Source organism: Natronolimnohabitans sp. A-GB9 (assembly GCF_030848565.1).
In the GTDB taxonomy this organism is placed as follows: Archaea; Halobacteriota; Halobacteria; order Halobacteriales; family Natrialbaceae; genus Natronolimnohabitans.
In genome coordinates, this window is the sequence record NZ_JAVDDV010000015.1 from 1 (window position 1) to 18,365 (window position 18,365).

Below are 18,365 nucleotides of genomic sequence, written 5' to 3' on the forward strand. Positions count from 1 at the left end.
TATGTGTATTATATATGACCGTTGCCAATTCTATAACCGGGTTCCGACGCCAGTGATCGTCGGTCACTGTGCCACCATTCGATCGTTTTCTATCGTCGTCGCGATCAGTTCCGAAATCGCGCGCCGAAGCCGCTGTGAAACCGCCGAGTCCGAGATCTCGAGTCGCTCGGCGAGATCGTCCTGTGTACTGTCCCGTGGAATGTCGAAATACCCACTGTAGTACGCCATCATGAGAATCTCGTACTGTTGCTCCGTCAGATGATACGTCCCGCTATCGGAGACCGACGTGTCGTACAACTGCGTCACGCGAAACGAGACGTCGCGGTCCCGATACCACGCTCGAAGCGCCGTCAACGCGTCCCTGTCTGGCAGATGTATCCGGGCCGTCCAGCCGCGTTCGGCGCTCGTGATCGTAAATACGAACAGCCCCTGTTCACCACAGCGGTCCGGAACGATCTCGAGATCAGTCTCGACTTCGAGCCGGTAGATCGACCGGTTCTCGAAGGTCGCAACACACGTCGGATCGGAGACGGTCGGGTCCGACGTCATCGTCTCCTCGACCGACGTATAGTCGTCGCCGAACACGGAGGCGAACTGTAGCCGCCGGTCGTCGGGCGTCATCTCGTACTCGTATCGAAACGTCGTCTCGGGATGCTCCGAGATCGTCGGCGCCAACGCGAGCTCGTCGTGGGCGAGCTGAACTTCGGCGATAAATCCCATGCGATTCCCCGTTTCCCTACGACATCGTTGGGCCGCTCTGGTATACCTATACGACGAGTAACCGACTGTTGTGACTGCTGCAACTCGACGTTTTCTACCGTCTCATACTGTTGGACAGCACGATTCGACGGTCGGTCGCGCGACTGTGGCCGTCACCGGGGAACGGCCACGAATTCGCGAGCGACGGGGTACTGATGTCTGTCCGGCAGTAGAGACCCGGTCCAAAACCGGTCGACAACGACGCCTCTCATACGGACTGCTGTAGTCAATTACCGCCGATCGCCGACCCCGGATCTGGCGATCGGCGGTAAATAGTTACAGCGATCCGTATCAGTCGCGTTTCGTCGTTACTTTCTCCGCGAGCAGTTCCGAGATCGGATCGAGCGAGACGTACAACCGCGCTGCCAGTATCGCCAGTGGCGGCAGTGCAAACGCGAGGAAGACGACGTCGTAGATCCACGTCATGCCGTCGAGTATCGGCACGATCGCCGGTGCGAGACCGCGGTGAGCGACCAGGACAGCGACCAGGACGACGAACAGCTGGGAAACCGCGGCCACGTCCTCGACGACCGATTCAGGGCCTTCGAGCGTCGACCGTACGAGCGTGGCGAGGGCGGGTGCCAGGGACAACAACAGCCCGACGACGACGATCGTCACGATCGCGCTGACGATGGCGACGAACGTGATCGGCGTTCCGGGAACGAGTCGGTCCACGCCGGGTAAGACCGTGACGAGTCCGAGGACGAACAGAAGCGAGAGCGTCGCAAGTACGAGTTTGCTTACCGACTGTACGACGTCCCGATCGAGCGACGCGGGGATGGAGGGTCGAGCGTCAGTCATGTGCCAGTCGTCAGTCGACCGTGACCGAACAAATATCCGTACGGTCGTCCACATCCGATTTGTTCGCTTTCGGACCGTTCAGAACCGTTTATCGCCTGGGAAAACGAGCAGCGTTCGAGGGGAAGCGGTAGTGGCGAAAGCAGCAAGACGGTCGCCCTACGAAGAGGACAGGGCGTAGCCGGGCTCGAGGTCGTCGGGATCGAGACCGAGGAGATACGTGTCGGCCTCGACGGTGCCCTCGATCAGCCAGCCGACGCCACAGTAGAAGGGGTGGTCGGCCATCTCCTGGATGTCCGTCGCGAGCTGGGGGAGCCACCAGCCGTGAGCTGCCAGGAACGCTCGGCGGAGTTCGTCGGCACCGTCGCGGGCCAGTATCTCGAGGGCGGCGAGTTCGACGGCGGCGTGGTCAGCTTCCTCACGGAGCTGTTCGGAGGGGCGGATGCCGAGGTCGCGATAGGAGCGTTTGACCGCCGCGAGGGGTTCGCCGAGGTAGTCGTCGGCGTACCACGACTCGTGAATCTGCATCCGTGGGCGTGGCCCGACGAACAGCCGGGTGTGGACGCGTTTGAGTTCGTCGGCGGCGTCGGACGGGTCGTCTACGTCGGCGCGCCACGTTCGGAGCTGCCGGTAGCCGTTCGACAGCGCCTGTGGCGAGGCCTCTCTTGGAAACCCCTCGGCGACGAGCCGTTCGACTGCCGCTTCGTCCGGTGGGTCCGCGAGCACGCTCGACAGGAAGGCGTACAGATCTGCGATCTCGGTCGTCTCGTCCGTCGTATCGGTCGTTCGTGTCATATCACTCGAGTCAGTTCGGTCCGGTCGTTTACAACAGCGAAACGAGGGGGTGGCCAGAGATCGATGCCGTGGGCTACATCGGCAGCGGGATCGCCGTGAACTCGGCGGCCAGTAGGTACGTCAGCGCGAGCGTGATTTTTCCGACGATCACTAACACTCCTGCGGCGACGTAGGCCCCCGTGGCTGCAGTCGGTGAGAGCGCGTCACGGCGCTGGCCAACGACGGCCCCGACCGACAGCAGGATCGGGAGGACCAGCCCGCCAAGGATAGCCCCGCCGACGAACAGCGTCGCGTACGTGCTCAGCATGTTCTCGACGGCCGGCTCTGCGGCCGGGACTTGCTCGGGCAACAGGGCGACCGTTGCGAGAACGGCTACCAGCGTCGCCGCCAACAGCCCGGACGCCACCAGCGAGTAGCTCTGAATCGTTCGGCCGACCGAGCGTTTTTCCAGCGCAGCGAGTCCGACCGCAACCGCGGCTCCTGCGCCGAGGCCGGAGAAGACCTGGACCGGAATGAGGTACGTCTTGTCCCACAACGGCACGCGGTCGGCCGGACCGGTACCGTAGGCCATCGCCGAGTAGACCAGTACGCCGGCGGCGAAGACGCCGAAGAGGGCGCCGATTCCGAGCCGAACCGTCTCCGTCGGTCGGGTCCTGTCTGCGAGTGCGTCGAGGTAGTCGAGAATTCCGACACGGTTGAAGACGTTACGGATGCCGCCGGCCTGGCCGCCGGTCGCGGCTTTCGCTGGGCCACTGTCCGTACCGCCGTCGGAGGCGACATCGCGGCCACCGTCGGCGGCGGCGCCCTCGCCCTCTGTTGTGACGGACGGTCCGTGCGGACGCTCCCGCCCGAACGCGACCCAGAGGAACAACAGCAACGAGCCGACCACGAGGCCGCCGAGCAGGTACGGGCCGATCGCCATCCACGAGCCGAAGTTCGTCATTATCAGCGGCACCATCATCGCCCGGAACGGTGTCGCGAGGTGGGACAACAAGACGGGGCCGCCGATGCCGACGCCGACGAGCCCAGTGAGGTATCCCCACTTGGCGATTCGGCCGTGTTCGCGTTCGTCGTGTCGCCGTGAGCGAACGTCGGCGAGATATCCCATCAGATACGCGCCGCTTGCGATGCCGATCAACGCGATGTAGAATCCAACCTTCCAGTCCCACTGCGTGTACGGTAGTTCGAACGTGATTTCGACTGCCATGGTTAGTCACCTCCGACGATCATGTCCGCGTCATCTCCGAAGATGATCGCCGCGGCCTCCTCGTCGAACGGCTGGGTAGTGTCGTCCTCCTCGAGCCGTTCGGACAGTTCCTCGGGGGTGCCAAACAGCAACGCGTCGGTCGGACACTCCGAAGAACAGGCCGGCTCGAGACCCTGTTCCTGACGCGGTTCGCAGGTCGTACATTTGTCCATCAGGCCGTCGCTCTTTGCACCCATCAGGTTCTCCTCGTCGGCCTCGGGGACCTCCCCGTCGGGGTACTGGGGTGCGCCGAACGGACAGCCCACGCCACAGTAGTGACAGCCAATACACCGGCCCGCGTCCACGCGGACGGTGTCGCTCTGGCTGTAATGGAGTGCTTCCGTGGGACAGACGTCGATACACGGCGCGTCCCGACAGTTGTAACACTGCATCGGCTTGTTCGTCTCGTCGTCGGTCCCGTGGGCGAGGGCAACGACCTGGATCCGATCGCTCTCCGGCGGGAGATCCCAGGTTCGCTGGCACGCTACCTCGCAGGCGCCACAGTCGATACACGACTCCCAGTTCGGGATGACTCGTGCCGTTCCGTTGTCGTCTTGTGTACTCATTTGCGTTCACCTATCGTTTGTCGCGGTTCATCCGCTGTTCTTGCCACTGGAGTTGCTGCTCGGACAGTTCCGGAATCTCCTCGTCGTCGGCCACGCGAACGTTACACAGTGTCACTTTGGTCTCTTGCATCTGCGTCTCCCTGTCGTAGGCCGGGGCGGTGCCGGCGTTGATCGACTCACCGATCACCAGCGGCTCGAGGCCCTCCATCTCCCCGCCGTAGTTCTCCGTCAGGTCTTCGCCCTCGAGGATGCCCGACCAGTGATACGGCGCGAACGCGTGATCCTGTGGCACCCGTTCGGTGACGTTCGTCTGGACGAACATCTCGGCGTGGGGCGTCGTGACGGCGATCCAGTCGCCATCGTCGACGCCCAGTTCGTCAGCCACGTCGGGGTTGATCTCGAGGTACATCATCGGCGACCGCGAGGCCGTCCCGAGCGTGCTCCGTGTCTTCGCGCCGGCACCGGTGTGTTCGACCTGGCGACCCGAGGTGAGGACCATCGGCTCGACGTCGCCGTGTTCCTCGAGTTCTTCGTAGGCGTCTAAGTTCTCCTGCTGGACGGCCTCGTTGTCGAGTTCGACGCGCCAGTGGTCCTCGGTGTGCTCGTTACACGGGTAGTCGTCGACGAGATCGGGACGCGGTGTCACCGCGGGCTCGCGGTGGACGGGAATCTCGTCCTCGAGGTTCCAGGCTTTCATCCGGGCGCGGCCACGTCCCCATGGCGCGTCGGGCTGTTCGTTGTCGAACTCCTCGTAGCGGTCGAGGTCGACGTCGTATCCCTCCTCGTCCAGCGCCTCGGCGACGTCCGCGACCGAGACCTCCTCGTCGAGTGCACCCTCGATCGGGATCGTCAGCGACGCTGGCTCGGACGGATCGTCAGGAAGGACGTTCGCGTACAGCGGGTACTGTGGAACACCCTCGAGCGTTCCGTCCCACCAGTCGGGCTCGAACGACTCACGGAGATGGTCGTCGGGTTCGACCTCGGGGTCCTCGTCGTTCTCGACTTCGTCGACCGCGGCGTCCCACCAGTTGGCCCGGAAGTCCATGCCGCCGTCCTCGGGGTGGAGGGAGGCGTCGTAGAGGATCGGCGTTCCGGGGTGGTCCTCGTGCCAACACGGCCACGGGAGGCCATAGACCTCACCGTCCTGGATCTCGACGGTCTCGCCGTCCTCGATCTCGACTTCCTCGTCGTCGTCGAGATCGGCCCGAAGGTCCTCGACGCTGAACAGGTCCGACGCCTCCTGGTGGGCTTTCAGCCGTTCGGGCGTCTGACCGATGTAGCCGACCGACCGGACGCCGAGGTTGATCTCTCTGAGGACGTCTTCGACCTCGTCGTAGTCGAAGTGGTCGCCGAACCCGAGTCGTTCGGCGAACTGGGTCATCAACACCCAGTCTCGCCTGGCGTTGTGCCGTGGTGAAACCGCCTGATTTCGCCACTGAAGCTGCCGACCGGTGTTCGTTGCGCTACCTGCCTCCTCTATGTTGGTCGCCGCCGGGAGCATGTAGACGTCCGTGTCGGCGTCGGCGAGTTCGGCGACCTGGTTCGGGAAGATGTCGATGTTGACGATAAATTCGAGTTCGTTGACCGCCTCGCGGACGCGTTTGTACTCGCTCAGCGAACCGAGGCCGTGGCCCCAGAAGATCGCTGCGCGGAGCGGATCCGGCTGATAGATCTCCCACTGGTCGTCCAGGACGCCCTCGAACCAGCGAGCCACGGTAAAACCGTTTTTCTCCATCAGCTCCGTCGAGTGGAACCGATCGTGCAGCCACTCGTAGTCCATGTCGCCGGAGGTGTACGGCGACTCGTCCCAGACGTTGGCCCAGTGCTCCCAGGCACCCTGGTCGAGCCCGTAGTAGCCGGGCGTATTCCCGGAGTCGACGCCGAGGTCGGTCGCCCCCTGGACGTTGTCGTGACCGCGGTAGATGGGCGTCCCGCCGCCGGGTTGGGCGGCGTGGCCAAGCGCCAGGTTCAACATCGCGTACGCTCGCGTGTTGCCGGTCCCGTTGTTGTGTTGGGTCCCGCCCATCGCCCACTCGACGGAGCTAACGTCGGCGTCGGCGAGCGTCTCGGCGAGCCCCTCGAGTTCCTCGACTGGCGTGCCACAGATGTCCGAGACCGTCTCGACGTCGTACTGTGGAAGCACGTCGTCGCGGAACTCCTCCCAGGTGGGCTCCATCACCCGACTCTGAATGAACTCCTCGTCGTGGAGGTCGTTCTCGACGATGTGGTGGATGAGGCCGTAGATGAACGCGACGTCGGTACCCGACCGGAAGTGGATGTAGTCGTCGGCGGCGGCCGCGGTCTTGGTGTACCGCGGCTCGGCGACGATGTGGGTCCCCCCTCGTCGCTGGGCCTCCTGGAAGTGTTGCCACGCGACTGGGTGGCTCTCGAGGGGGTTGTGCCCGATGATGAGGTTGACGTCGATATTTCGCATGTCGTTGTTGTTGTTCGTCATCGCGCCGACGCCCCACGTGTTCGCGATGCCTGTCACCGTCGTGGAGTGACAGATCCGTGCCTGGTGGTCGACGTTGTTCGTGCCGTACAACGCCGCTAACTTTCGGATCAGGTATGCAGCTTCGTTGCTGTGACAGGCCGATCCACACCAGAACGTACCGTGTGGCCCGGTCTCCTCGCGGATGTCGTCTAACCGTCCAGCGATCTCGTCTAAGATCGCGTCCCACTCCATTCGAACCCACTCGCCGTCCTCGAGTTTCAGCGGCTCTTTCAGGCGTTGTTCGGAGTTTTCGGTCTGGGTAAGTGACGCCCCCTTCGAGCAGAGACCGCCCTGGTTGACCGGGTTGTCGTCCCAACTCTCCTGACCGACGACCGTGTCTTCTTCGACCGCGATCTGTAATCCACAGCCGACCGAACAGTGCGTACAGACGGTCTTGACCAGGTCATCACCTGTGCCTGGATCGACACGTTGCGTCTCCTCGTCGTCCTGTTGAAGTAGCGTTCGTCCACCGACTGCCGTTGCGAGTGCCCCTGCAGCACCGGCTTTGAGGAACCCCCGCCGATCGAGGTCCAGTGAGTGCCGTGCCATAGAATGACAGACAGACTCTTCTACAATAAGTGTCACTGAACAGGTACTCTCGATGAAATTTCATTATATCGCCGGGGGGTATATGTGTAATATATAGTGTATAAGGAACTATCCATTACTCTGTACACCAACGCATTACGCTGTCAGTACGGGATCGGTGAGAGGAGCGCGATCAGGTATCGCGATTCGTAGCGGTTCGTGTCACTCCCCTCTCTATCGGACGATTCGAACCACACACCTCGCTTTGCTCCATTTCCTGCAACGGATACTCGAGAACCGATCCGACGAGACGGGGTGACTACGTGGCGGTGCGTTCTCTTCGACGTTCTTGCAAGGACTGTTCCTCGAGGTCAGTTCGCGTCGAACGTATCACACGCTGTCGATCGTCGCAGTCTCAGTCCCGCAGTACGTCGTCGTGAGGTCCCCTCTGCCGTACCCTGATTCGAAAACGTTTGTCTCACGGAGTTGTTCGCGCAAAAATAGTCCCGGGCGGATTCGAACCGCGAGGACTCGAATCCTCTCGTCCTCTGGGCTCGAACCACCGGGGATACCTGCTGCTCACGAATTTATTCGCAGCAGGATAGTCCCGGGCGGATTCGAACCGCCGTCATGGGCTTGCTTCCGTGACGGACTGAACCGAACACGTCCAAAGGCCCATATGATTGGCCACTACACCACGGGACTCCTCGTCGGTTGCGTGATAGACGACGGTCACACAATAGTGTTACTTTTCGTCGCCGACGAGGACCGTGATCGCTCCCTCTTCGGCGCGGCGATGACAGCTCCGACAGAGCGTCACGACGTTGTCCATCGTGTGGGCGTCCTCGAGTCGGTCGAACGATCGAACCGGCTCGATGTGATGGACGTCCGGATTCCGTCCGAGTTCGTCCCTGTCGGCGCCACAGTGCTGACACTCGTATCCGTCCCGCTCGAGTGCGCGCCGCCGGATCCGCCACCACCGCTGGCCGTAGTCGAACGCACCGCCCTCCCACTGGTGGTGGTCGGAGCCGACGACGTGCTCCGAGAGCCACTCGCCGTAACACTCGAGCGTACAGAAGACCCCGTACCGTTGATCGGCCGCTCGTGAGGGGACGACCGTGAGGTCCGTCCCGCAGTGTTCACAGCGCACGGAAATTCGCTCGCCGGACTCTGACGGATTCTCGGGCAAGAGCCCGTCAGCGTCTTCGACACAGTCGGAGCAGTACGTTCCATCCTTGTTCGAGGGATAGTAGGAAAACGAGCCCCCGCAGCGATCACAGGTCGCCGTCTCCGTCGCGTCGGACCAGTTCCCGTTGTGCGCTCCGGCGTTCGGATCGCAGTCGTCGCAGTACGCCCGCCGCGACTTTGAATCGTAAAACTCCGTCTCACATCCCTTGCACGTCCGATTCGGCAGCGACTCACCGTGAACTTTCGTGTGGTGCTGGCGCATTCCCTGTTCCGTCGCCAGCGACTTCCCGCACGTAGGACAGTCCATGCGGGGGTTCGCCGCGGCATCCGGGATAAACCCACGGTCGCTCGAGTCCGTGAACCGACTCGCTCGCCGTCGTCCGTACACTCCCTCGAGCGCAACGGTACTCTATAGCGACGACGCCGCGTGCACGCTCACGAACGACGGCGACGGCCGTCACTTTCAGGTTCCGTTCGAGAAAACCCGTACTCCGTTCCGATACGATCCACTGTACGTCAGCACCGCGAAATTATCGGTAAGTCGTCGGCTTGCCGGGAAAGTATAGTACCAACTGAAACGATGTCCGCACCGATCGCAGGGCCCACGGGTCACGCCGGCCCCCGCTCGCCAGTTCGCGGCGGTCGCTTCGGTGGTCGGGTCGACCCACGCTCCCGTCGGGCGATCGGGTGTGCAGTGACAGTCAGTGGCTACTATACGACGGGGGAACCGTATGCCGCCGTGACCGAACCGCCGAACTACAGATAGCCTTCTTCAGCCAGCCGCTCGATGCCTTCCTCGAGGCGCTCTTCGCTTGCCGCATACGAGATCCGTGCGTAGCCGGGTGTGCCGAAGGCGCTGCCGGGGACGGTTGCGACGTGGGCGTCTTCGATCGCGCCCTCACACCAGGCCTGGTCGTCGTCGTCGACGGGAACCATCATGTAGAACGCACCCTCGGGAACGGCGACGTCGACGCCGTGGTCCTCGAGGAGGTCGACGACGAGGTCGCGACGCTGTTCGAACGCCTCGGTCATCTCTTCGACGGCCTCGTCGGTGTTTTCCAGTGCCTCGATGCCGGCGTGCTGGACGAAGTTTACGGCCGAGGAGACGGAGTGGCTGTGGAGTTTGCCGGCCTGGTCGATCAGTTCCTCGGGGCCGGCGAAGTAGCCCAGCCGCCAGCCGGTCATCGAGTAGGCTTTCGAGAAGCCGTTGACCGTGACGGTGCGGTCGGCCATCCCCTCGAGCGTGCCCAGGCTCGTCGGCTCGACGCCGTAGGTGATCTCCTTGTAGATCTCGTCGGAGATGACCGTGATATCGTGTTCGACGGCCAGATCGCGGACGCCCTCGAGCGCTTCGTCGGAGTAGACGGCGCCGGTGGGGTTCGACGGCGAGTTGACGATCAGCAGTTCGGTCTCGTCGGAGACGGCCGCCTCGAGGTCCTCGAGGGCGGGCTCGAGCTGGAACTCCGACTCGGAGAGGTCGACGCGGGTCAGTTCGCCGCCGGCCATCTTGACCATTGCCTCGTAGGAGACCCACGCGGGGTCGAGTAGGACGACTTCGTCGCCGTCCCCGACGAGTGCCTGAACGATCTCGTAGAGGGCCTGTTTGGCGCCGGGCGTGACGATGATCTCCTCGGGACCGTGATCTAAGCCGTCGTCGGCGAGTTTCTCCGAGATGGCCTCGCGTAGTTCGAGGATACCGGCGGAGGTCGTGTAGCCGGTGTGGCCGGCGTCCATCGCCTCCTGGCCGGCGTCGATGATGTTCTGTGGCGTCGGAAAGTCAGGCTCTCCGACGGAGAGATCGACGACGTCTGCGCCGTCGTTTTCGAGTTCGGTTGCGAGCGCGGAGATCGCAAGCGTTGCAGACGGTTCGACTCGAGTCAGGCGGTCGGTGAATTCCATAGTCATGGGTGAATCGTAGCGTTAGGCTGTGTCTTCGTCCGTGTCTCCGCCGGCGTCGGGGTCGGGATCGGGAAGCTGGTCGACGAGCTCGAGCGCGCCATCGACGGCTTTGGCCGCGTTTTCGACGCGCTCGCGCGCTTCCGCGGCGGACATCCCGGGCCCCGTCACGCCGAGGGTCACGGGCGTGTCACGCTCGAGACTGACGTCGGACAGTCGCTGGGCGGTCGCGTCGGTGATCACCTGGTCGTGGTCGGTGTCACCGGTGATGACCGTGCCGATGACGGCGACGGCGTCGACGGCCTCGAGGCGGGCGAGGCGGTCGGCTGCCAGCGGGGCGTCGTACGCACCCGGGACGTGGACCGTCTCGTACACTTCAGCGCCCGCTTTTTGGGCTGCCTCGAGGGCCTCCTGCTCCATCTGCTCGGTGATCGGCCGGTTGAACTCAGCGACCACCAGTCCGAGCGTGGTCATACCCCAGCGGTAGAGTGGGCGAGTAAAAGAGGTACCGTTCTCGAGCGGCTCGTAGCCGGTCGACCGGTGGGCCAGTTGAAAATCCTTATGCGCGGGCGAAGACAACCGGCGCCTAATGACAACGCTACGGACGCCAGGGCCGACGCTCGGGGTCGTCGGCGGGGGACAGCTCGGACGGATGCTCGCCGAAGCGGCGTCGCCGCTTGGCGTCGAGGTGGTCGTCCTCGATCCGACACCGGACTGTCCGGCTGCGCCGGTCGCTCGCGACCAGATCGTCGCCGACTTCGACGACGAAGCGGGGATCCGCGAACTTGCCGCGCGCGCAGACATTCTTACATTCGAGATCGAACTCGCCGATCAAGACGTCCTCGAACGGGTCAGCGAGGAGTCGGGGACGCCCGTCCACCCGAAGCCGGAGACGTTACGGACGATCCACGACAAACTCGTCCAGAAACGGGAACTCGAGGACGCTGGCATCCCGGTGCCGCCGTTTCGCGAGGTCGAAGACGCCGACGACGTCCGCGAGGCGATCGACGACTACGGCGCGCCGGTGATGCTCAAAGCGCGGACCGGGGGCTACGACGGACGTGGGAACGTTCCCGTCGAGTCCAAAGCCGACGCTGAAGAGGCCCTCGAGTCCGTCGCCGGCCCCGCGATGGTCGAGTCGTTCGTCGACTTCGAGCGAGAGGTTTCGGTCATCGCAGTCAAGGGCGAAGACGAAGTCGCCACCTTCCCGCTGGGAGAGAACGTCCACGTCGACGAGATCCTTCGGGAGACGATCGTTCCCGCACGCTCGAGCAACGCAGCCGCCGAACGGGCCTACGACGTGGCGCGTGACGTCCTCGAAGTGATGGACGGACGGGGCGTCTACGGGATCGAACTGTTCGAGACGCGCGAGGGCGAGATGCTGCTCAACGAGATCGCTCCGCGTCCGCACAACTCCGGTCACTGGACGATCGAAGGCGCACAGTCGTCGCAGTTCGAACAACACGCCCGCGCGGTGCTTGGCTGGCCGCTTGGCTCGACCGAGCTTCGCTCGCCGACCGTGTTGACGAACCTGCTTGCCGACGTCGAAAAGGAACGAGAGGCCGAGCTACACGATATCGATCGGATCCTCGAGACTCCCGGCGCGAACCTCCACTGGTATGGAAAGCGACAGGCGCGACCGCTGCGCAAGATGGGCCACGTGACGGTTTCCGGAGACGTAGACGCCGACGTCGAAGCCGTTCTCGAGACCGCCCGCGAACTCGAGGACGCGGTGACGTTCGCGACGGAGTGAAGTCGGCCGGATTGAAGTCACCGCATCGCCCATCACTACCTATGACCGACAGCGTCAGCGACCTGATCGACCGCTTACACCGCGAAGCCGACGAGGATCGACCGAGCGAGGAGACGCCCGACGTGGGGATCGTCATGGGCAGCGACTCGGATCTCGAGACGATGATGACCGGCGGGAAGCGACGCGGGGCCTACGACGCCTTCGTCGACGAACTTGGCTTCGCCGAGCAGACGGACTACGGGAACCCGCCCGAGGAGCGCTTTACGTTCGAGACGTACGTCACTTCGGCACATCGTACACCCGACTTAATGACGGCTTACGCCGAGACGGCCGAGGACCGCGGCCTCGAGGTTATCATCGCCGGTGCGGGCGGCAAATCCGCGGATCTGCCGAACATGACCGCCTCGATCGCGTATCCGCTGCCGGTGATCGGCGTCCCGGTCCAGGAGAAGTCCGTCGACAGCGTCATCGGGATGCCCACCGGCGCGCCGCTGGTCGCGGTCGACGCCGGAAAGTCGTTCAACGCCGCGCTCTCGGCGGCCCAGATACTCGCGCGCCAGCACGAGGCGGTACGCGACCGACTCGTCGCCTATCACGACGGTCTCCGCGAGGGCGTCGGTGACGTCTCTCGACGGCTGCACGATCAGGGGACAGCATCGTTCTCGAGTGAGTAACGCGGTCCGAACCGCCGTCGGTTCCAGCACCGTTCGTTTCTGGAACTCGATCTGAGAAAGTTGTCATTCGTCGGATTACGAAATCCAGTGAATAGTACCGATATCTCGTTATCGTGGTGCCGTCTTGCGATTCTGGGTTCGGAGTAAGCCAGCGATACCGGCCGACGAACTTGTAAATTGAACATATATCGTATAAGGACATTATTCTGGCGGTTTTACGACCGCAGAAGTCGGCGTTGTAGCCCGTCTGCGGCCGGAAAACGAACAATCAACCCTTATATGCATGGGGTCTGAATCTCCGAACGTTACGGAGATGAACGACTGGATCGCTATTGGGGCGCTGGCGCTCGTCGGGTTGTTGATACCACTCGGAATGATGGTGGTATCGTACCTCCTGCGGCCGTCAGTTCCCGAAACGAGTAAACGTGCCACCTACGAGAGTGGCGAGATTCCGACCGGCGGAACACGCGTTCGGTTCAACATCCAGTACTACATGGTCGCGCTTCTGTTCCTCGTTTTCGATATCGAGACCGTCTTCCTGTTCCCATGGGCGGTCGCGTACCTGGATGCGCTCGAATCGGATGCCGTTTCGTTGCTCGAGGCTCTCGGACCAATGTTGCTGTTCGTCGCAATCCTGTTGGTCGGACTCGCGTGGGCGTGGCGCAATGGGGCAGTACAGTGGGCACAGACACCGCGTCAGGTTGAGGCCGACTCTGATCGACAATGAGTAGCAACAATCCAAAACAATCGATTCACGACAGCACCGCGCCGTCGACGGACACCCGCGACTCGCGGATCGGCGAGGGGCCGGACGACCGGTTTAACTCGAAGCTTCGGGAGGCGTTCGGTTCGTCACCGTTTATCCTCACGAAGTTCGACAAGTTCATGAACTGGGTACGGGGCAACTCCATGTTCATGCTGCAGTTCGGGATCGCCTGTTGTAGTATCGAGATGATTCACACCTACGCGATCAAACACGACATCGATCGCTACGGTGCCGGCGTTCCACGCGCCTCGCCGCGACAGGCGGACGTGATGATCGTTCCCGGGACGATCGTCTCGAAGTTCGGGCCCCGCATGAAGCGGGTCTACGACCAGATGCCCGAACCCAAGTTCGTCGTCGGGATGGGGTCGTGTACGATCTCCGGGGGCCCATTCCAGGAGGGCTACAACGTCGTCAAAGGCGCCGAGGAGATCATTCCGATCGACATCCACGTGCCGGGCTGTCCGCCCCGGCCCGAAGCGCTGATCTACGGCGTGTTGAAACTCCAGGAGCGGATTCAAAACGGCGAGTCGTCGCCCGTCGTCGTCAAACCGTACGAACTCGAGCAGTTCGGCGACCTCGAACGGGACGAACTCGTCCAGAAGCTCGCCGACGATATCGACGAAGACGACCTCGTGATGCGTTACAACTGGGCTGATTCACCATGAGCACGGGACTCGAGCGACAGCGACAGCCACCGGTGGAAGTCACCGAGGAGGAGCTAGCGGCCGTAATCGGTGATCGCGCGCTCGCTCGCGACGATCATCTGAACGCACCGGGATTCGTCGTCCGTCCGGACGACGTTCAGGACGTCCTCTCGGATCTCAAAGAGCAGGCCGGTTTCGATCACCTCTCCTGTCTCACCGCCCAGCAGTACGAGGATCGGTACGAGTCGATCTATCACCTAAAGAAGTACGCCGATCCGACACAGGAGGTGTCGGTCGTCGTTCCGACGTCGATCGACGACCCGGTCAGTCAGTCGGCCGAACCCGTCTTCCGGACCGCCGACTGGCACGAGCGGGAGGCCTTTGACCTCGTCGGGATCGACTACGAGGGCCATCCCGATCCGCGACGGATCCTCCTGCCCGAAACCTGGCAGGGCCATCCGCTCTCGCTGGACTACGATCAGGAGAAACCCCAGATCGTCACCCTCACGGAACACGCCAATCCGATTCAACCCGACCACCACAAGGACGAGTCGGATACGATGTTCTTGAACGTCGGGCCACACCACCCGGCGACCCACGGTGTGCTCCACGTCAAGACGGTTCTGGACGGTGAGACGATCGTCGACGTCGACCCCGACATCGGCTACCTCCACCGCTGTGAGGAACAGATGTGCCAGCAGGGGACCTACCGCCACCAGATCATGCCTTATCCCGACCGCTGGGACTACGTCTCGGCGGGGCTGTTAAACGAGTGGGCGTACGCCCGCACGGCCGAGGATCTGGCGGACATCGAGGTGCCCGAGTACGCCCAGATCATCCGGACCATGAGCGCCGAGCTCTGCCGAATCGCCTCACACATGCTCGCGCTCGGGACGTTCTGTCTGGACGTCTACGGCGACTTCACCGCCATCTTCCAGTATGCCTTCCGCGATCGGGAGGTCGTCCAGGACATCCTGGAGGATCTCACCGGCCAGCGGCTGATGTTCAACTACTTCCGGCTTGGCGGAGTCGCCTGGGACCTGCCGGAACCGCGCGACGAGTTCATCGAGAAGACCCGTGACTTCCTCGACGAACTCCCCGCGAAGGTCGACGAGTACAACGACCTGGTCACCAGCAACGAGATCTTCCAGGTCCGAACGATCGATACGGGCATCTTAGAGCCCGAAGTCGCCAAAGACTACGGCTGTACCGGCCCGGTCGCCCGTGGCTCCGGGATCGATTACGACCTCCGTCGGGACGATCCATACGGCTACTACGACGAACTCGACTGGGACGTCATCACCATGGACGGCTGTGACAACTACAGCCGCGTCCTCGTACGCATGCAAGAAGTCGAGGAGTCCGCGAAGATCATCGAGCAGTGTCTCGACTTACTCGAGGACTGGCCGGAAGACGAACGGGAGATTCAGGCGAACGTCCCGCGGACGCTCAAACCCGACGCCGACACGGAGATCTACCGCGCCGTCGAGGGTGCGAAAGGCGAACTCGGGATCTACATCCGTTCGGATGGCACCGACAAGCCCGCCCGGTTCAAGATCCGGAGCCCGTGTTTCCACAACCTCTCGGCGCTCGAGGAGATGGTCCAGGACGAGTACATCCCTGACCTGATCGCCTCGCTGGGGAGTCTCGACATCGTGCTCGGGGAGGTGGACCGGTAAGTATGGTCGGGTCAGTGACAACGCTACCGCTGCAGGCAGACGACACCGTCTTGCTCCCCGAACGGATCGGGGACCTGACGGGACTCGACGCCTACGGCGTCGGTGGCGAACTGCTCGCGGCCTTCATCGCGGCCTTCATCGTCGGGAACCTGATGCTCGCGATGACCGGCGTCGCCGGGCCGTGGGCGAAACGAAAGATCACGGCCGCGTTTACGGACCGAATCGCCGTGACCCACCTCGGTCCGGCCGGCCTGCTGATCATCGTCGCCGACGCCGTGCGACTGCTCTCGAAGGAGATTATCATTCCCGAGAACGCCGATCGGCCGGCGTACGACCTCGCGCCGATCGTCGTCGCCTCCTCTGCCCTGCTCGGCTTCGCCGTGATCCCGATGGGCAGTGGCATTCACCTCGCCGACCCCGAAGTCGGACTCGCGTTCGTCTTCGCGGTCGCCGGTATCGCCAGCATCGGGCTGGTAATGGCCGGCTACGCGTCGGCGAACAAGTACTCGATGCTCGGCGGACTCCGGGCGGTCGCACAGAACGTCGCCTACGAGATCCCGCTTGTAGTGACGGGGATGTCGGTCGTTATCTTCGCCGGCTCTCTCCAGATGAGTACGATCGTCGAGGCACAGGCCCAGACGCTCGTCTCGATCGGCGGGATCGACATTCCGGCGTGGTACGCGCTGGTCAACCCCTTCGCGTTCGTCCTCTTCCTGGTGGCGAACTTCGCGGAGGTCGGCCGCAACCCCTTCGACACGCCCGAAGCACCGACTGAGATCGTCGCCGGGTATCAGACCGAGTACTCCTCGGTCTACTTCGTGCTGATCTACCTCGGGGAGTTCCTCCACATCTTCCTCGGGGGTGCGCTCATCGCGACGATCTTCCTCGGCGGTCCGGCAGGGCCCGGGCCGGCCGAACTCGGTATCGTCTGGTTCCTCATCAAGATCTGGGGGATCTTCCTGCTGACCCAGTGGCTCCGTTCTGCGGTGCCACGCGTCCGGATCGATCAACTGATCGAAATCGGCTGGAAGGGACTGCTCGTCCTCTCCTTTGCGAACCTAATCCTCACTGCAGTGATCGTGGGGCTGATAGCATGATCGGACTACTCAAATCGATGGCTACGACGATGAAACACGCACTGGACGGGTCGACCTTCACGGTCGAATATCCCGAGACAGCACCGGACGTTTCCCCACGGTTCAGGGGTGTCCACAAGTTCAGCCAGGAGCGGTGTATCTGGTGTCGCCAGTGTGAGAACGTCTGTCCGAACGATACGATCCAGATCGTGACGGACGACAAACGACAGGGCGAACAGTACAACCTCCACATCGGACAGTGCATTTACTGCCGGCTCTGTGAGGAAGTCTGTCCAGTCGACGCCATCCTGCTGACGCAGAACTTCGAGTTCACCGCCGACACGAAACACGACTTCGTGTACAACAAAGAGCAGCTGAAAGCGGTACCGTGGTACAAAGACATCGACCCGCTCGAGTCACGCGAACCCGATCGCGGCGCGTGGATCGGCGAGGGTGAAGGAGACGTCGACTACCAGTAACCATGATGTACGAGATCGCGTTCGCGCTGTTTGCGTTCGTGACGGTCGCCAGCGCGCTGGGTGTCGTCCTACTGCAAGACCCCTGGCACGCGGCGCTCATGCTGGGTGTCGCGCTGATGAGCATCGCGGTACATTTCGTGATGCTGGCCGCCGAGTTCGTGGCCGTGATGCAGGTCCTCGTCTACGTCGGCGGGGTGCTCATCCTCATCACGTTCGCCGTGATGCTCACCCAGCGTGAAGAGGCGCCGTCCGAGGAGGTGGTACAGTCATGACGACCGGGCCGAAACTTCGCACCGGGAAGACGCTCGTTCCCGGACTGCTTGCGGCTGCGCTGTTCGCGCTGATGGCGCTGATCGTGCTCAACACGTCGTTCCAGCCGCTTGCCGACGGTGGCTTCGAGGCCGACTCGATCACCGCCGCTATCGGCTACGCACTGCTCGACCTCGAGCCGCTCCAGGAGTCGGCTGGCGTCACCGGCACCGAGCCGTTCCTCGCGGCCTTCTTGCTGATCGCCGTCGCGCTCGACGCCGCACTCGACGCGGCGCTCGTCCTCGCGAAACGCGAGGAGGAGGGTCAACCGGTGGCCGCGCTCGCGAGTTCGGGGCCCGACGATTCGGGGGCTGCACCCGACTCGAGTGGCTTTGGCCGCTCGGAGCCGACGGCGGCCGACGGTGGAACGAGTGGGGCCGACACCGACTTGCAGACCGGAGGTGAGAGCCGATGATCGGCGTCGAGTACTACGTCCTGCTGTCGATGGCCGTCTTCAGTATCGGCCTCGTCGGCGTGTTGACGCGTCGTAACGCACTGACGTTCCTGATGTCCGTCGAACTCATGTTGAACGCGGCGAACATCAACCTGATCGCCTTCGCGTTCTATCACGGCAACCTCACGGGGCAGGTCTTCGCGCTGTTTACCATGGCGCTTGCTGCCGCCGAGGTCGCCGTTGGACTCGGGATCATCCTGGTGTTGTATCGCAACTTCCGTGACATCGACGTCACGGTTCCGACGACGATGAGGTGGTAAG

Annotated in this window: 19 protein-coding genes and 1 tRNA gene; 10 read left to right on the top strand and 10 right to left on the bottom strand. The window is 62.9% G+C overall.

The window, feature by feature from the left end:
• Positions 1-63: 63 nt before the first annotated feature.
• From RBH26_RS15900 to ribH, 10 genes are all read right to left on the bottom strand, one after another.
• Complete coding sequence (locus RBH26_RS15900) at positions 64-720, bottom strand: helix-turn-helix domain-containing protein (RefSeq protein ID WP_306759362.1); 657 nt, start codon at positions 718-720, stop codon at positions 64-66.
• Between the two features lie 330 nt (positions 721-1,050).
• Positions 1,051-1,560 (bottom strand): hypothetical protein, encoded by a 510-nt coding sequence (locus tag RBH26_RS15905; protein WP_306759363.1) that lies wholly within the window; start codon positions 1,558-1,560, stop codon positions 1,051-1,053.
• 156 nt (positions 1,561-1,716) lie between these two features.
• Positions 1,717-2,352 (bottom strand): molecular chaperone TorD family protein, encoded by a 636-nt coding sequence (locus tag RBH26_RS15910; protein WP_306759364.1) that lies wholly within the window; start codon positions 2,350-2,352, stop codon positions 1,717-1,719.
• A gap of 73 nt (positions 2,353-2,425) precedes the next feature.
• A complete protein-coding gene (locus tag RBH26_RS15915) occupies positions 2,426-3,559 on the bottom strand; it encodes a dehydrogenase (protein ID WP_306759365.1) in 1,134 nt (377 codons plus the stop codon).
• A 2-nt stretch (positions 3,560-3,561) separates the two neighbouring features.
• The gene (locus RBH26_RS15920; protein ID WP_306759366.1) at positions 3,562-4,164 is read right to left on the bottom strand and encodes a 4Fe-4S dicluster domain-containing protein; all 603 of its coding nucleotides are present in this window, start codon (positions 4,162-4,164) and stop codon (positions 3,562-3,564) included.
• Positions 4,165-4,174: 10 nt separating this feature from the next.
• Positions 4,175-7,207 carry a molybdopterin-dependent oxidoreductase gene (locus RBH26_RS15925; RefSeq protein ID WP_306759367.1) on the bottom strand — a complete coding sequence of 1,011 codons (3,033 nt, stop codon included), beginning with the start codon at positions 7,205-7,207 and terminating at the stop codon, positions 4,175-4,177.
• Between the two features lie 581 nt (positions 7,208-7,788).
• Positions 7,789-7,891, bottom strand: a tRNA-Gln gene (locus RBH26_RS15930).
• Positions 7,892-7,931: 40 nt separating this feature from the next.
• Positions 7,932-8,681, bottom strand: coding sequence for an HNH endonuclease (locus RBH26_RS15935; RefSeq protein ID WP_306759368.1), 750 nt, complete (start codon positions 8,679-8,681; stop codon positions 7,932-7,934).
• Between the two features lie 449 nt (positions 8,682-9,130).
• Positions 9,131-10,279 carry a pyridoxal phosphate-dependent aminotransferase gene (locus tag RBH26_RS15940; RefSeq protein WP_306759369.1) on the bottom strand — a complete coding sequence of 383 codons (1,149 nt, stop codon included), beginning with the start codon at positions 10,277-10,279 and terminating at the stop codon, positions 9,131-9,133.
• Positions 10,280-10,294: 15 nt separating this feature from the next.
• On the bottom strand, positions 10,295-10,744 hold the full coding sequence (gene ribH, locus RBH26_RS15945; protein WP_306759370.1) for a 6,7-dimethyl-8-ribityllumazine synthase: 450 nt from the start codon (positions 10,742-10,744) through the stop codon (positions 10,295-10,297).
• Between the two features lie 115 nt (positions 10,745-10,859).
• On the opposite strand from ribH, the gene RBH26_RS15950 reads away from it, so the two are divergent.
• From RBH26_RS15950 to nuoK, 10 genes are all read left to right on the top strand, one after another.
• Positions 10,860-12,023 (top strand): 5-(carboxyamino)imidazole ribonucleotide synthase, encoded by a 1,164-nt coding sequence (locus RBH26_RS15950; protein WP_306759371.1) that lies wholly within the window; start codon positions 10,860-10,862, stop codon positions 12,021-12,023.
• 41 nt (positions 12,024-12,064) lie between these two features.
• The gene (locus tag RBH26_RS15955) at positions 12,065-12,697 is read left to right on the top strand and encodes an AIR carboxylase family protein (RefSeq protein ID WP_306759372.1); all 633 of its coding nucleotides are present in this window, start codon (positions 12,065-12,067) and stop codon (positions 12,695-12,697) included.
• Positions 12,698-13,010: 313 nt separating this feature from the next.
• The gene (locus RBH26_RS15960) at positions 13,011-13,424 is read left to right on the top strand and encodes an NADH-quinone oxidoreductase subunit A (protein ID WP_306759430.1); all 414 of its coding nucleotides are present in this window, start codon (positions 13,011-13,013) and stop codon (positions 13,422-13,424) included.
• A complete protein-coding gene (locus tag RBH26_RS15965) occupies positions 13,421-14,128 on the top strand; it encodes an NADH-quinone oxidoreductase subunit B (RefSeq protein WP_306759373.1) in 708 nt (235 codons plus the stop codon). Before RBH26_RS15960 ends, RBH26_RS15965 begins: the two co-directional genes overlap by 4 nt.
• The gene (locus RBH26_RS15970; RefSeq protein ID WP_306759374.1) at positions 14,125-15,786 is read left to right on the top strand and encodes an NADH-quinone oxidoreductase subunit D; all 1,662 of its coding nucleotides are present in this window, start codon (positions 14,125-14,127) and stop codon (positions 15,784-15,786) included. The genes RBH26_RS15965 and RBH26_RS15970 overlap by 4 nt, the downstream gene beginning before the upstream one ends.
• 2 nt (positions 15,787-15,788) lie before the next feature.
• Entirely contained in the window at positions 15,789-16,883 is a 1,095-nt protein-coding gene (locus RBH26_RS15975) for a complex I subunit 1 family protein (protein ID WP_306759375.1), read from the top strand.
• Positions 16,880-17,341, top strand: a complete 462-nt coding sequence (locus tag RBH26_RS15980; protein ID WP_306759376.1) for an NADH-quinone oxidoreductase subunit I — start codon at positions 16,880-16,882, stop codon at positions 17,339-17,341. Before RBH26_RS15975 ends, RBH26_RS15980 begins: the two co-directional genes overlap by 4 nt.
• A 2-nt stretch (positions 17,342-17,343) precedes the next feature.
• Complete coding sequence (locus RBH26_RS15985; RefSeq protein ID WP_306759377.1) at positions 17,344-17,613, top strand: NADH-quinone oxidoreductase subunit J; 270 nt, start codon at positions 17,344-17,346, stop codon at positions 17,611-17,613.
• Positions 17,610-18,065 (top strand): hypothetical protein, encoded by a 456-nt coding sequence (locus RBH26_RS15990; protein WP_306759378.1) that lies wholly within the window; start codon positions 17,610-17,612, stop codon positions 18,063-18,065. The genes RBH26_RS15985 and RBH26_RS15990 overlap by 4 nt, the downstream gene beginning before the upstream one ends.
• Positions 18,062-18,364 (top strand): NADH-quinone oxidoreductase subunit NuoK, encoded by a 303-nt coding sequence (nuoK, locus tag RBH26_RS15995; RefSeq protein ID WP_306759379.1) that lies wholly within the window; start codon positions 18,062-18,064, stop codon positions 18,362-18,364. The genes RBH26_RS15990 and nuoK overlap by 4 nt, the downstream gene beginning before the upstream one ends.
• Position 18,365 lies beyond the last annotated feature (1 nt).